The sequence below is a fragment of the Mycobacterium sp. NGS27 genome, from assembly GCF_059813005.1.
Map to the genome: position 1 here is coordinate 338,698 of NZ_JCALDT010000002.1, position 12,936 is coordinate 351,633.

The 12,936-nt window shown below is 66.8% G+C and carries 16 protein-coding genes, 3 tRNA genes and 1 pseudogene; 10 read left to right on the forward strand and 10 right to left on the reverse strand.

Annotated features, from left to right (window positions below; all coding sequences use genetic code 11):
- The 6 genes from AC5Y30_RS06225 to AC5Y30_RS06250 form a co-directional block, all read right to left on the reverse strand.
- Positions 1-1,512, reverse strand: a complete 1,512-nt coding sequence (locus tag AC5Y30_RS06225; RefSeq protein WP_499917230.1) for a sensor histidine kinase — start codon at positions 1,510-1,512, stop codon at positions 1-3.
- Positions 1,490-2,194 (reverse strand): response regulator transcription factor, encoded by a 705-nt coding sequence (locus tag AC5Y30_RS06230; protein ID WP_499917654.1) that lies wholly within the window; start codon positions 2,192-2,194, stop codon positions 1,490-1,492. Before AC5Y30_RS06230 ends, AC5Y30_RS06225 begins: the two co-directional genes overlap by 23 nt.
- A gap of 152 nt (positions 2,195-2,346) precedes the next feature.
- Positions 2,347-2,502, reverse strand: coding sequence for a DUF6131 family protein (locus AC5Y30_RS06235; protein WP_197694711.1), 156 nt, complete (start codon positions 2,500-2,502; stop codon positions 2,347-2,349).
- A gap of 23 nt (positions 2,503-2,525) precedes the next feature.
- Positions 2,526-2,765 (reverse strand): hypothetical protein, encoded by a 240-nt coding sequence (locus AC5Y30_RS06240; protein ID WP_064880197.1) that lies wholly within the window; start codon positions 2,763-2,765, stop codon positions 2,526-2,528.
- Between the two features lie 105 nt (positions 2,766-2,870).
- Positions 2,871-3,281, reverse strand: coding sequence for an MmcQ/YjbR family DNA-binding protein (locus tag AC5Y30_RS06245; protein ID WP_499917231.1), 411 nt, complete (start codon positions 3,279-3,281; stop codon positions 2,871-2,873).
- An 85-nt stretch (positions 3,282-3,366) separates the two neighbouring features.
- Positions 3,367-4,311 carry a class I SAM-dependent methyltransferase gene (locus tag AC5Y30_RS06250; RefSeq protein ID WP_499917232.1) on the reverse strand — a complete coding sequence of 315 codons (945 nt, stop codon included), beginning with the start codon at positions 4,309-4,311 and terminating at the stop codon, positions 3,367-3,369.
- A gap of 125 nt (positions 4,312-4,436) precedes the next feature.
- Between AC5Y30_RS06250 and AC5Y30_RS06255 the strand changes: the two genes are divergently transcribed.
- Genes AC5Y30_RS06255 through AC5Y30_RS06265 form a run of 3 tightly spaced genes read left to right on the forward strand, consistent with a single transcriptional unit; the run spans position 4,437 to position 6,367 of the window.
- Complete coding sequence (locus tag AC5Y30_RS06255; RefSeq protein ID WP_499917233.1) at positions 4,437-4,796, forward strand: nuclear transport factor 2 family protein; 360 nt, start codon at positions 4,437-4,439, stop codon at positions 4,794-4,796.
- A 39-nt stretch (positions 4,797-4,835) separates the two neighbouring features.
- Entirely contained in the window at positions 4,836-5,840 is a 1,005-nt protein-coding gene (locus AC5Y30_RS06260; RefSeq protein WP_499917655.1) for a phosphotransferase family protein, read from the forward strand.
- Between the two features lie 11 nt (positions 5,841-5,851).
- On the forward strand, positions 5,852-6,367 hold the full coding sequence (locus tag AC5Y30_RS06265; RefSeq protein ID WP_499917234.1) for a hypothetical protein: 516 nt from the start codon (positions 5,852-5,854) through the stop codon (positions 6,365-6,367).
- 151 nt (positions 6,368-6,518) lie between these two features.
- Here AC5Y30_RS06265 and AC5Y30_RS06270 read toward each other — a convergent pair.
- Positions 6,519-6,591 (reverse strand) — tRNA-Arg (locus AC5Y30_RS06270).
- 29 nt (positions 6,592-6,620) lie between these two features.
- Positions 6,621-6,712, reverse strand: a tRNA-Ser gene (locus AC5Y30_RS06275).
- Between the two features lie 80 nt (positions 6,713-6,792).
- Between AC5Y30_RS06275 and hisC the strand changes: the two genes are divergently transcribed.
- Both hisC and AC5Y30_RS06285 read left to right on the forward strand, forming a co-directional pair.
- A complete protein-coding gene (gene hisC, locus AC5Y30_RS06280; protein WP_499917235.1) occupies positions 6,793-7,860 on the forward strand; it encodes a histidinol-phosphate transaminase in 1,068 nt (355 codons plus the stop codon).
- Positions 7,861-7,869: 9 nt separating this feature from the next.
- The gene (locus tag AC5Y30_RS06285; RefSeq protein ID WP_499917236.1) at positions 7,870-8,331 is read left to right on the forward strand and encodes a DUF4334 domain-containing protein; all 462 of its coding nucleotides are present in this window, start codon (positions 7,870-7,872) and stop codon (positions 8,329-8,331) included.
- Between the two features lie 91 nt (positions 8,332-8,422).
- Here AC5Y30_RS06285 and AC5Y30_RS06290 read toward each other — a convergent pair whose 3' ends face one another.
- Positions 8,423-9,007 carry a TIGR03086 family metal-binding protein gene (locus AC5Y30_RS06290; RefSeq protein ID WP_499917237.1) on the reverse strand — a complete coding sequence of 195 codons (585 nt, stop codon included), beginning with the start codon at positions 9,005-9,007 and terminating at the stop codon, positions 8,423-8,425.
- A 23-nt stretch (positions 9,008-9,030) separates the two neighbouring features.
- Here AC5Y30_RS06290 and AC5Y30_RS06295 point away from each other — a divergent pair, with 23 nt between their 5' ends.
- The 4 genes and pseudogenes from AC5Y30_RS06295 to AC5Y30_RS06310 all read left to right on the forward strand — a co-directional run.
- Positions 9,031-9,855: a crotonase/enoyl-CoA hydratase family protein gene (locus tag AC5Y30_RS06295; RefSeq protein WP_499917238.1), complete on the forward strand. Its 825-nt coding sequence runs from the start codon at positions 9,031-9,033 to the stop codon at positions 9,853-9,855.
- A 25-nt stretch (positions 9,856-9,880) separates the two neighbouring features.
- On the forward strand, positions 9,881-11,134 hold the full coding sequence (gene lipE, locus AC5Y30_RS06300; protein WP_499917239.1) for a lipase LipE: 1,254 nt from the start codon (positions 9,881-9,883) through the stop codon (positions 11,132-11,134).
- 29 nt (positions 11,135-11,163) lie between these two features.
- Positions 11,164-11,352, forward strand: a complete 189-nt coding sequence (locus tag AC5Y30_RS06305) for a hypothetical protein (protein ID WP_066873023.1) — start codon at positions 11,164-11,166, stop codon at positions 11,350-11,352.
- Between the two features lie 35 nt (positions 11,353-11,387).
- Positions 11,388-11,742: pseudogene (locus tag AC5Y30_RS06310) on the forward strand (Rv2629 family ribosome hibernation factor); the annotation flags it as partial.
- A 39-nt stretch (positions 11,743-11,781) separates the two neighbouring features.
- Here the strand turns inward: AC5Y30_RS06310 and AC5Y30_RS06315 are convergent.
- Positions 11,782-11,868 (reverse strand) — tRNA-Ser (locus tag AC5Y30_RS06315).
- Between the two features lie 37 nt (positions 11,869-11,905).
- Between AC5Y30_RS06315 and AC5Y30_RS06320 the strand changes: the two genes are divergently transcribed.
- Positions 11,906-12,874 carry an NAD(P)H-quinone oxidoreductase gene (locus AC5Y30_RS06320; protein ID WP_499917240.1) on the forward strand — a complete coding sequence of 323 codons (969 nt, stop codon included), beginning with the start codon at positions 11,906-11,908 and terminating at the stop codon, positions 12,872-12,874.
- Positions 12,875-12,936: the final 62 nt, after the last annotated feature.

The window sequence follows — 12,936 nt, forward strand, 5'->3', positions numbered from 1 at the left end:
TTAAGGCTCGCCAGCGGGCGGTTGCCATCCATTCGGTGGCAACCGCACCGTGAACGCGGTGTGGCCCGGCACGCTGTCCACCGCGATACTTCCGTTGTGCGCCTTGACAACCGCCGAGGCGATCGCCAGGCCCAGTCCGGTGCTGCCGCCCTTGCGCGAGCGCGAGGAGTCGCCGCGGGCAAAGCGTTCGAAGACCTCGGACTGTAGCGCCGCCGGGATGCCGGGCCCGTTGTCGACGACCTGCAGCACGGTGTGTGACGGCTCGGTGCTCAATCGGGTCGTCACGACGGTGCCCGCCCCGGTGTGCACCCGGGCGTTGGCAAGCAGGTTCGTCAGCACCTGATGCAGGCGCGCCGCGTCGCCAGTGACGACCACCGGTTCTTCGGGCAGGTCGAGTTCCCACTGATGATCGGGTCCGGCGACGTGAGCGTCGCTGACCGCGTCCACCGCCAACCGCGACAGATCGACCGGTTCGCGTTCCAAGGGACGGCCGGAGTCCAGCCGGGCCAGCAGCAGCAGGTCCTCGACGAGGCGCGTCATCCGCTCCGTCTCCGAAGCCACCCGGCTCATCGCCTGCGCAACCGCTTCGCGATCGTCGCCCATCCGTTGGGTCAGTTCGGTGTAGCCGCGGATCGCCGCCAGCGGCGTGCGCAGCTCGTGGCTGGCGTCGGCGACGAACTGGCGAACCCGCGTCTCGCTGGCCTGCCGCGCCGACAGTGCGGCAGCGATGTGGTCCAGCATCTGGTTGAGGGCAGCACCCAGTTGCCCCACCTCGGTGGACGGGTTCGCGTCGGATTCACCTACGCGCACAGGGAGTTTCACCTCGCCGCGCGCCAGCGGCAAGCCGGCCACCTCGCTCGCGGTCTGCGCGACGCGGCGCAACGGCGCCAGCGCCCGCCTGATGATGATCACACCGGCGGTGGTGGCCGCGACCAGCGCGACGACGGTGACGATCCCGAAGATGACGAGCATCCGCATCAGGGTGGCGTCGATGTTGGCCATCGACAGGCCGGTGACGATGACGTCGCCGCCGCTGCGGCTCGGCGCCGCAACCACCCGGTAGCGGCCCAGCCCGTCGAGGTTGAGGGTCACCGGCTTACGGCTGCCGGCGATCCCGGACAGTTGCTGCTGGGCGGTCGGGGTCAGCCCGGCCCGGTCGCCGCTGCTCGTCGTGTAACCGGCGTCCACCGTGTCCCCGTGGCTGACCACCGCGGCCACCATGCCCGCCGGCTGACCCGGGGCGTCCAGGAATCGCGGGCCGGGGCCCGGACGCGGATAGACGCGCTGATGCCGCCAGCCCGAATGCGGCGGCTCGGGGTACATGAGCGCCGAACGGTAGGAGGTGCCGGCGAGCTGACCGTCGAGCTGGGCCACCAGGTGGTGAAGCAACGCCAGTTCGGTCGCCGCGGTGATGCCGACGCAAACGATTGCCAACACGACGATCTGCCCGACCAGCAGCCGAAGGCGAAGGGACCAGACCCTTCGGGTATCAGCGGGCCGGCTTGAGGACATAGCCCGCGCCGCGCAGCGTGTGGATCATCGGTTCTCGGCCGTTGTCGATCTTCTTGCGCAGGTAGGAAATGTAGAGCTCGACGATGTTGGACCGGCCGCCGAAGTCGTAACTCCATACCCGGTCCAGTATCTGGGCTTTGCTCAGCACCCGCTTGGAGTTGCGCATCATGAATCTCAACAGTTCAAACTCGGTGGAGGTCAACGAGATTGGCTCGCCCGCGCGGGTGACCTCGTGGCTGTCCTCGTCGAGCACCAAGTCTCCGACCACCAACTGCGCGCCGCTGTCGACCGTTGTCACCCCGGTGCGGCGCAACAGGGCGCGCAGGCGCAGCACGACCTCTTCGATGCTGAACGGTTTGGTGACATAGTCGTCGCCACCGGCCGTCAGGCCGGCGATGCGGTCTTCGACGGCATCCTTGGCCGTCAGCAGCAGGACCGGCAGTTGCGGATTCTCCTCGCGCAGTTTGCGCAAGACGTCGAGGCCGCTCATGTCGGGCAGCATCACGTCCAGGACGACCACGTCGGGCCGCTGGGAGCGAGCGGTCGCGATTGCCGACGCCCCGTCGCCGGCGGTGCAGATGTTCCAGCCCTCGTAGCGCAGGGCCATCGACACCATGTCGGCCAGCACCGATTCGTCGTCGACGACCAGAACATTGATGGGGTTGCCGTCGGCGCGACACATGACAACCCGCTCTACCGAGGCTCGGGGCTGGGTCACAGCGTCCAGTATCCCCGCCGCGGGCTGAGTCAAGGCTATGCCGAACCTATGCGTGTCCTGTGAAACGGATCGCGCGGCTGCCAGGCAGCCGCGCGATCCGTCTTCGGCAGGAGCCGTTAGTACCAGTAACGGCGTCCGGCGACCGGGCGGCCGACCGAGCCGAGAATCCAGAGCACCACGCCGATGACCAGTAGCACGATGCCCAGCGTGGTCAGGATGGGTACGTGGAAAAAGAATCCCAGGATAAGCAGGATGATCCCTAAGATAACCATGTCGACTTCCTTTGAGTGAGTGGTTAGAGGTTGATCGATTGCATTGAACTTGGTTGCGGCAGATGACAATCCGTCACTTTTGGATTGACACCGAAGTAATTCAAGGGGCCAGCGATCACGGTTACCGCGACCGTGCCCGCCGAGGCGCATGAGGTGTTGTCGTTTTTGAAGTAGTCGCGCTGCCACGCCGCGAAAACCCCGATCAGCAACCACACCAACGCAACCGTTCCGATGATCCCGCTGCCACGCATCGTGACCTCCAATGTGGACGAGAAGAAGTTTTCTCGTGGACCTGAAGTTACCCATTCGACTTATGTCTAAACATGCAATGGGTTATGCAACAGTGCTTGTCGGCGCAGCTCGTTGCGTTAGGTGTGGTCGGCAAGCCAGGTAGCGGCGCGCTTTTTCGACGCCCGGGATAACCAGGCGTCCTGAATGAGCTCAGCTAACTCGGTCCTGCTGATTTCAGCCAGCCGGCTGGCCCGCACCAACACCGAAGGGTGACCGTCGAAGTGGTCCGTGGTGAAGAACGGCGAACCGGGATCGGAAATCAACGCCAACTTGTCGCTTTCCGATTCCACCCACAGCATGATCACATCCGCGTAGCGCTCGCCGGTGTCGGGATCGGTCGCGTCGGGCCGGGGCGTGCGGAAGAAGACGAACGACTTCCCGCCCACCTGGTAAATCGCATTGCCCTTGGGGCCCTCCAAACGCTGGACGTGCGGCATCGCGGCGGCGATCTCATGCACGTCGCTTAGCCGGGCACGTCGAGCAGCCATAGCGGCGAGGGTACCGTCCGCCTGTCATTCTGGCGAGAACCGTTGCGGTACTTGACGTTAACCTCGCGGAGATCCGTCGGGCAGATCAGCCCGCCGTCCGCTGCGCGGACACGTAGAGAGTGGGCGGCATCGAGTCCTCCGCGCCCGGCGGAACACTGCGGCCATACCGCGCCATCAACTCCGCGAACGAGGCCGTCGTGACGTCCCAGCCGCGCTCACGCAGCCAGCCGTCGACGGGCGTGCGCTCCTCGGGGTACCACAGGTCATCGAAATCCGTGATCTCGGCGTTGACCAGTTCGGCGGCCGCGGCCCGCATCCGGCGCATCTCGTCGCGCTGGCGCTGCACACGAGCCGGATCGGTGAAACCCGGGGCGGGCACGTTGGACGCGAGCCGACTGCCCTCGACACTCAGCGAGTCGATCCGTTCGAACAACAGGTCCTGGGCCTGCGCGGGCAGGTAGCGAACGAGTCCCTCGGCCGACCACACGGCGGGCTTGGAGGCGTCGAATCCCGCCTCCCGCAGCGCTTTCGGCCAATCCTGACGCAGGTCGATCGGGACGTTGACCAGCCGCGCCCTGGGCTGCGCCCCGTGCTCGCGCAGCGTGTCGGATTTGAATTCCAGCACCTTCGGCTGGTCGAGTTCGTAGACGACGGTGCCGTCGGGCCACGGGAGGCGCCAGCTGCGTGCGTCGAGGCCGGCCGCCAGGATCACCACCTGCCGAACGCCGGCGTCGGCGGCGCCGAGGAAGAACTCGTCGAAGAACGCCGTCCGGGTGGCCATGAAGTCGACCATCAGCTGTAGCCGATTCCTCAGATCCGGCTCGATGTCGCCAGCCTTGGCCAGCAGCGCCGGGTCGGCGTAAACGCTCCACATCCCCTCGCCCGCGGCGTCGACGAAGACGCGCGCGAAAGGATCGTTGATCAGGGGGTTCTCGCTCTCGGTTTCGGCCGCGCGAGCTGCCGCCACACCCAGCGCGGTGGCGCCCACGCTTTGAGTGATCTCCCAGGAGTCATCGTCGGTCCGCGGCATCGCCAGTTCCCTTCCCCAGAAAGTAAGTTATGCACACTATTCTTCCAGGCGCCGCCGGCCGGGGTCGTCCGTCGCCCCTGTCCTAGTCTTTTTCGCAGACGGTCCACAGGTCGCAAGGGAGTGCCATGACGCCCACCCCGTCACGTACGCCGCAGGAGGTCTTCGCCCACCACGGCACCGCGCTGGCCGCGGGCGACCTTGACGAGATCGTCGTCGACTACACCGAGGATTCCGTGCTGCTCAGCGCAGCCGGCGTGGCTCGCGGCAAGGCAGCCATTCGCAGAGTCTTCGCGACATTGCTCGCCGATCTGCCGGATGCGAACTGGGACTTGAAAACTCAGCTCTTCCACGAGGACGTGCTGTTCCTCCAATGGTCGGCCGACTCGGCCGTCAATCGGGTCGACGACGGCGTCGACACCTTCGTGTTTCGCGACGGCATGATCCGAGCGCAAACCGTCCGATACACGCCGCAACCGAAGGGCTGAAGAGTGGATTACGTGAACCTGGAGGCCGTAGCGGAGTGGATGTCCGCGCAGGGTCTCGGCGAGGGGCCGCTACTGGACGTTTCCAATGTCACCGGCGGAACCCAGAACGTCATGGTGCGGTTCACCCGGGCCGGCCGCCAGTATGTGCTCCGCCGCGGGCCACGGCACTTGCGCCCGCGCAGCAACAGCGTGATCCTGCGGGAAACGAAAGTGCTTGCCGCACTGGCTGGTTCGAGCGTGCCCCATCCCCACCTCATCGCCGCCTGTGCGGACCCGAGTGTGCTGGGAGACGCCGTCTTCTACCTGATGGACCCGGTCGACGGATTCAACGCGGGCGAAGGCCTGCCACCCCTGCACGCCGGCGACGCCAAAGTGCGTCACGGAATGGGACTGTCGATGGCCGACGCTCTGGCCAACCTGGGCGCCGTCGACCATGTCGCGGTGGACCTCGCCGATTTCGGCAAGCCCGAGGGTTTCCTGGAACGCCAGGTGCCGCGCTGGCTTTCGGAGCTGGAGTCCTACAACGAGTACGACGGTTACCCAGGGCCCGACATCCCGGGCATCGAGCAGGTGTCGTCCTGGCTGGACCGGCACCGACCCGCCCACTGGAGGCCGGGCATCATGCACGGCGATTATCACGCCGCGAACGTGATGTTCTCCCGCACCGGCCCGGACGTGGTCGCCATCGTCGACTGGGAGATGTGCACCATCGGAGACCCGCTGCTGGACCTGGGCTGGCTGCTGGCCACCTGGCGCCAGCCCGACGGCTCCAGCGTGTTCAGCCACGCCCTTGGCGGGCAGGACGGGTTGGCCAGCACCGACGAGCTGCTCGAGCGCTACGCCGCCAACACCGCCCGCGACCTGTCCCACATCACCTGGTACACGGTGCTGGCCTGCTTCAAGCTCGGGATCGTGATCGAGGGGACCTTGGCCCGTGCCTGCGCCGGTAAAGCCGAGAAGGAGGTCGGCGACCAACTGCACGCGGCCACGGTGCACCTGTTCGAGCGGGCGCTGGGCCTCATCTCCGATGAGGGCTCCTACTAACATCTCCTCTCGTGCCGCCTTATCCCGAGGAACCGGATTTCTACTCCGAGCCGACCGCGGCCGCGCGGTACGGCGGATATTACGAGCCCGAGCCACAATCGCCTGAGCCACCGGAGCCGCCGACGCCGTGGTACCGCCGTCCGGCGGCGCTGGTCGCGGCCGGCGCCATCGGGGTGATCGTGCTGGCTGCGCTGGTGTTCGCGGTGGTCAAACTGACTGGCGGGTCGTCACCGGCGCCCAGCCCCGCCACCACAACCACGCCCGTCCCGTCCGCCACCGCGCCGGTGACCACCACGGAGCAGGCGCCGCGGCACCACAGGGGCGGCGGTGGCGGAGGCCCGACCGAGACGGTGACCGAGACGGCCCCGCCGCCGTCGAGTACCGAGACTCCTACGACGACAGAGCCTCCGAGCACGGTCACGGTGTCGCCGAGCACCGAAACCAGCACCGTCACACAGACCGTGACCGAACCGCCTCGCCGGGGGCCGTTCGGCGGACCGTTCCAGCCGTTCCAGCCGCGCCCCTAGCGCGGCGGAGTGCACGCGGGCGGTGAGTGATCCGGCTGCTGGCATGACGTTAGTCGTGGGCGGAAGGTATCGGGAAAGCCGCACCTACAACAAACTGGCGCTTCACGATTCGAATCATTTCGGATGCCCCGAACAAGCCCAGAGCCCTGAGCGCGCCCGAAGGGATTCGAACCCCTAACCTTCTGATCCGTAGTCAGATGCTCTATCCGTTGAGCTACGGGCGCCTGTCATTCAGTTGTCGTTCCGTGTTCCGTGGCGGAGGCGAGAGGATTTGAACCTCCGGTCCCCTTTGAGGGGGACAACTCATTAGCAGTGAGCCCCATTCGGCCGCTCTGGCACGCCTCCCTTGGACTTCCTGAGGGTACCGGACCCCTTTCCGCTCGCGCGGAGCCATACCTTACACAGTCGAGACATAAACTGTCGAAATGACCGCCCGCCTGCGCAACGAACTGGTCGGACTGCCGGTGTATGTCCCCGGCAAGAACGTGCCCGGCTCGATCAAGCTGGCCAGCAATGAGACCGTCTACGGCCCGCTGCCCAGCGTGCACGCGGCGATCGAGCGCGCGGTCGCCGTCGTCAACCGCTACCCGGACAGCGCCAGCGTCGAACTCAAGGCGGCGCTGTCCATGCACCTCGGTTCCCACGTCGCCCCCGAGCAGATCGCGGTCGGTAGCGGTTCGGTCACCTTGTGCCAGCAGCTAGTTCAGATCACCGCCGCCGCCGGTGATGAGGTGATGATCGGCTGGCGCAGCTTCGAGTGCTACCGGCCCATCATCCAAGTGTCCGGCGCGACCACCGTCAAAGTTCCGCTGACCGAGCACACGCACGACCTCGACGCGATGTTCGCCGCCATCACCGACCGCACCCGGCTCATCTTCGTGTGCAACCCGAACAATCCGACGTCCACCGTCGTCGACCCGGACGCACTGACGCGATTCGTCGAGGCCGTGCCGCCTCACGTCCTGATCGCCATCGACGAGGCTTACGTCGAATACATCCGCGACGGCATGCTGCCCAACAGCCTGGATCTGGCGCTGACCCGCGGCAATGTCGTTGTGCTGCGGACTTTTTCGAAGGCCTACGGGTTGGCGGGGCTGCGCGTCGGTTACGCGGTGGGCCACCCGGACCTGATCATCGCGCTGGACAAGGTGGTCATGCCGTTCGCCGTGACGAACGTCGCGCAAGCGGCCGCCATCGCGTCGCTCGAGGCCTCCGACGAGCTGATGGCCCGCACCGACGCGCTGGTCGTCGAGCGCACCCGCGTCGGTGACGCGCTGCGCGATGCCGGATTCGAGCTGCCCCCGTCGCACGCCAACTTCCTCTGGCTACCGCTGGGTGCGCGCACCATGGATTTCACCGAGCAGGCCGCCGACGCACACCTGGTGGTGCGGCCGTTCGCGAACGAAGGCGTTCGTGTCACCATTGGTGCGCCGCAGGAAAATGACGCGCTGCTGCATTTTGCCCGCGATTGGATAGCCCGCACCGAATCGTAAGGAGACGCCGTGGACCTCGCGCGGAAGAAGTTCACCGAGTTCAAGGAGCGCAGCGGCGACATCGCGGATTCCGAGCTCGACGAATTCTGGGCCGAGCTTGCGCCCGCGACGATCGACGGGATGCTCGGCGAATGGAAGGGTGGCGAGTTCCAGACCGGCCACAAGATGAACGGCCAACTGGAGAAGGCCGGCTGGTACGGCAAGACCTTCAAGTCCGCCCGCGACGTGCAGCCACTCGTCTGTCTCGACGCCGACGGCAACAAATTCTCCAACGTCGAGATGGGCAAGGGCGAGGCCAGCCTGTGGCTGGAGGACTTCCGCGGAGAGGTCACCGCGACCATGGTTTACGACGGTCAGCCGGTGCACGACCACTTCAAGAAAATCGACGACAACGCCGTGATGGGCATCATGAACGGCAAGGGCGTCCAGGATAACGGCAAGTACTACTACTTCTACCTCGAGCGGGAGTGAGTCTTCGACGCTCGATCGTGAACTTAGTTTCACGCTCGGCAGCCAGCGTGAAGCCAACTTCACGCTCGGCAATAGCACCGAAGGCGTAGAACTACCCCGCGGGGTTGCGTCCGGTGAACGCGACCAACTGCTCGAGCGCGCCGGCGTCCGCGGGGACGTCGACCGGGTCGTCGAACCCGGCCTGACCGCGTAGCTCCGGACGGATGATCTGACGCGCGAGCCCCAGCACGTACTCCGACAGTGGCTCGGGGGCGTCCACGTCGCGGCCCAGCGCGGTGGCGTAATCCCATGCGTGGACCAGGAATTCGATCGACAGGATGGCGCACGCGCTGTTCGCGGGCATCTCGCCCTTGCCGAACGGCACCGACCCGTCCAGACCGTGGCGGTGCCAGGCGTCCAAGGCCGGCCGAGCGGCGGCGATCACCTGACGTTCCACCGAATCGCCCTCCTCGCGCGCCGGAATGTCCGCGCCGACCATGCCGCCGAGGGCCGAGATCGAGTTCAGTAGGTGCCCGGTCAGATCCGACACGTCGAATTCCGTGCACGGCGTCCGTCGTGACAGGTCGTCGGAGGCGATCGTGTGCAGCACCCGCTGCAGCACCCCCAACGTGTCCTCGGCGCTGTGCAGCTCGTCGGTGGGCGGGGAATGCGGTCCGGGTCGCAAGTCTGGAGCCATATTCGCCACGCTACGGTCTCGATATGGCGCAAGCATACGAATCCGTCACCGTCGAGACGAAAGACCACGTCGCCCAGGTGACGCTGATCGGACCGGGCAAGGGCAATGCGATGGGACCGGCCTTCTGGTCGGAAATGCCCGAGCTGTTCGCGGCGCTGGACGCCGATCCCGAGGTGCGGGCCATCGTGCTGACCGGCTCGGGCAAGAACTTCAGCTACGGCCTGGACGTGCCGGCGATGGGCGGTTCGTTCACCCCGCTACTGTCCGGCGACGCGCTGGCCGGCCCGCGCGCGGTGTTCCACCGCGAGGTCAAGCGCATGCAGGCCGCGATCACCGCCGTCGCCGACTGCCGGACCCCCACCATCGCGTCGGTGCACGGCTGGTGCATCGGCGGCGGCGTCGACCTGATCTCGGCGGTGGACATCCGTTATGCCAGCGCCGACGCCAAGTTCTCGGTGCGGGAAGTCAAGCTCGCCATCGTCGCCGACGTCGGTAGCCTGGCCCGCCTGCCGATGATCCTGAACGACGGGCACCTGCGCGAGCTGGCGCTGACCGGCAAGGACATCGATGCGGCCCGCGCGGAGAAGATCGGTCTGGTCAACGACGTGTACGCCGACGCCGACGCCACCCTGGCCGCGGCGCACGCCACCGCCGCGGAGATCGCCGCCAATCCCCCGCTGACGGTGCACGGCGTCAAGGACGTGCTCGACCAGCAGCGCATCGCGGCGGTATCGGAGAGCCTGCGGTATGTGGCCGCCTGGAACGCGGCCTTCCTGCCGTCCAAGGACCTGACCGAAGGCATCTCGGCGACGTTCGAGAAGCGCCCGCCGCGGTTCACCGGGGAATAAGCGGACGCCACGTACCCTCGCTGGGGTGAACCAGCCGCGCTCAGCGACTCCCGACGGCAGAATCCGCGTCCCGGCCGATTTGGACGCTGTGACGGCGATCGCCGACGAAGACCACTCCGAGATCGACAGCGCCGCCGTCGACCGGATCTGGCAGGCGGCGCGACATTGGTACGGCGCCGGCTTCCATCCCGCGATCCAGCTGTGCATCCGACAGCACGGCCGCGTGGTGCTGAACCGCGCGATCGGCCACGGCTGGGGCAACGCCCCCAGCGACCCACCCGACGCCGAGAAGATCGCGGTCACGCCGGACACACCGTTCTGCGTGTACTCGGCCGCCAAGGGCATGGCGGCGACGGTGGTGCACATGCTCGTCGAGCGCGGCGTCTTCTCGCTCGACGACCGGGTGTGCGACTACATCCCCACGTTCACCAGTCATGGCAAGCATCGGATCACCATCCGGCACGTGATGACTCACAGCGCCGGGCTGCCGTTTCCCACCGGGGCCAAGCCGGACGTCAAGCGAGCCGACGACCACGAATACGCACAGCAGAAGCTGGGCGAGCTGCGACCCCTGTACAGGCCGGGGCTGGTGCACATCTACCACGCGCTGACCTGGGGTCCGCTCGTGCGCGAGCTCGTCTACGCGGCCACCGGCAAGGAGATTCGCGAAATACTGGCCACCGAGATCCTCGACCCGCTCGGCTTCCGGTGGACGAACTTCGGCGTCACCAAGGAAGACCTGCCGTTGGTCGCGCCGAGTCACGCCACCGGCCGCCCGCTGCCGCCGGTGATCGCGCAGATCTTCCGCAAGGCGATCGGCGGAACGGTGCACGAGATGATCCCGATCACCAACACCCCGCTGTTCCTCAACACGATCATCCCGTCGTCCAACACGGTCTCGACCGCGCAGGAAATGTCACGCTTCGCCGAAATCTGGCGCCGCGGAGGCGAACTCGACGGCGTCCGGGTGATCAGTCCGGAGACCATGTACCGTGCCGTGACCCAATGCCGAAGGCTGCGACCCGATTTCGCGGTCGGGTTGCACCCGGCCCGCTGGGGCACCGGATTCATCCTCGGCACCAACCGGTGGGGCCCGTTCGGGCACAACGCGCCCCACGCGTTCGGCAACCTGGGCCTGGTCAACATCGCGATCTGGGCCGACCCCGCGCGCGGGCTGTCGGCCGGCGTCGTGAGTAGTGGCAAACCCGGGCGGGATCCCGAAGCCCGCCGGTACACCGCCCTGCTGGACACGATCACCGCCGAAATCCCAACCGGTTGACGACGGCGGCAGTGGGAATCCTGCCACCCATGGCTACCTATCGAGTGCTCGATCCCAAGGGCGAAGTCGTCGCCACCAAAGACATCGAAAGCGCCGACGACGCGCACGCGTGGTTCGTCGACCAAAAAGCCGACAACAGCGAGCTGGGCTGGCGCATGGAAGTCGAGCATGACGGCGAATGGCACTTCTTCGACGACACCGAGGGCGATCGAAGCTAGGTGTTTGTCCCCGGCGCGGGGGCACCCAACACGGTATGGACTCGCAACGCTTCCGCAAGCTGCTGGACGCACCGGGGCCGTTCGCCTCGGTGTACTTCGACGACTCACACGACACCCACGACGCCGAGGCTCAGCTCGAGCTGAAGTGGCGGGCGGTCAAGGAAGCTGGAACGCTCAGCCGCCGGGGCGACGGTGATCGGCTAGCTCGAGGACGCGATCATGAGCCTGCGTCCGCCGATAGGCCGCAGCGGGCGCGCGGTGATCGCCACGCTGCCCGAGCGACTGCAGGAGCGCACGGTGGCACTCGAGATCGGGGCACGGCACAGCGGTCACGACTTCGGCGAGATCGAGCACGCCATCGAGGGCGAATTCGTCAAGCGCCAGCTGCGCTACGCGCCGACCCTGCATCGCAGTGTCGAGTGACCACAGCGGTGGCGGAGGGATTTGAACCCCCGGACGGTGTTAGCCGTCTCTCGCTTTCAAGGCGAGTGCATTAGGCCGCTCTGCCACGCCACCGCTGATCAGGGTAGCGGGACTCGGTAGCGTGGCCTGCATGCGCGCCATCGTCGCCGAATCCGCCGATCAGCTTTCGTGGCAGGAAGTACCCGACGTGTCCGCCGGACCAGGCGAGGTCCTGGTCGAGGTCGCCGCCGCCGGGGTGAACCGCGCCGACCTGCTGCAGGCCGCCGGCAAGTACCCGCCGCCGCCGGGTGCGAGCGAGATCATCGGCATGGAGGTGTCCGGCGTCATCGCCGATGTCGGCCCCGATATCACGAATTGGTCTGTCGGACAACAGGTTTGCGCATTGCTCGCCGGTGGCGGCTACGCCGAATACGTCGCCGTGCCGGCCGGGCAGGTGATGCCGGTCCCCTGTGGCGTCGACCTGGTGGACGCTGCCGGATTGCCCGAAGTGGCCTGCACCGTCTGGTCGAATCTGGTGCTGACCGCGCACCTCGGCAAGGGGCAGCTGCTGCTGATGCACGGCGGGGCGAGCGGCATCGGCAGTCACGCCATCCAGGTCGCCCGGGCGCTGGGTGTGCGCGTGGCCGTCACCGCCGGGTCGGCGGAGAAGCTGGAGTTCTGCCGTGAGCTCGGCGCCGAGATCACCATCAACTACCACGACGAGGACTTCGTCGCGCGCCTGCAGGAGGCCGGCGGCGCTGACGTGATCTTCGACATCATGGGCGCCTCCTATCTCGACCGCAACATCGACGCCCTGGCCAACGACGGACAGCTCGTGATCATCGGCATGCAGGGCGGCATCAAGGGCGAGCTCAACATCGGCAAGCTGCTGGGCAAGCGGGCGCGGGTCATCGGCACCACGTTGCGCGCCCGCCCGGTCACCGGACCCAACAGCAAGACCGAAATCGTGCAGGCGGTGATCGCGTCCGTGTGGCCGATGATCGCCGAGGGCCGCGTCCGGCCGATCATCGGCGCCCGCCTGCCCATCCAGCAGGCCGGTGAGGCACATCAACAGCTTTCGTCGAGCAAGGTGACCGGAAAGGTCGTCCTGACGGTCTAGCCGAGGGGTCGGGCCGTCGAGTGTGCGCCCAGGGCTTTCAGTGTGCAACGTCGGCGAAATCT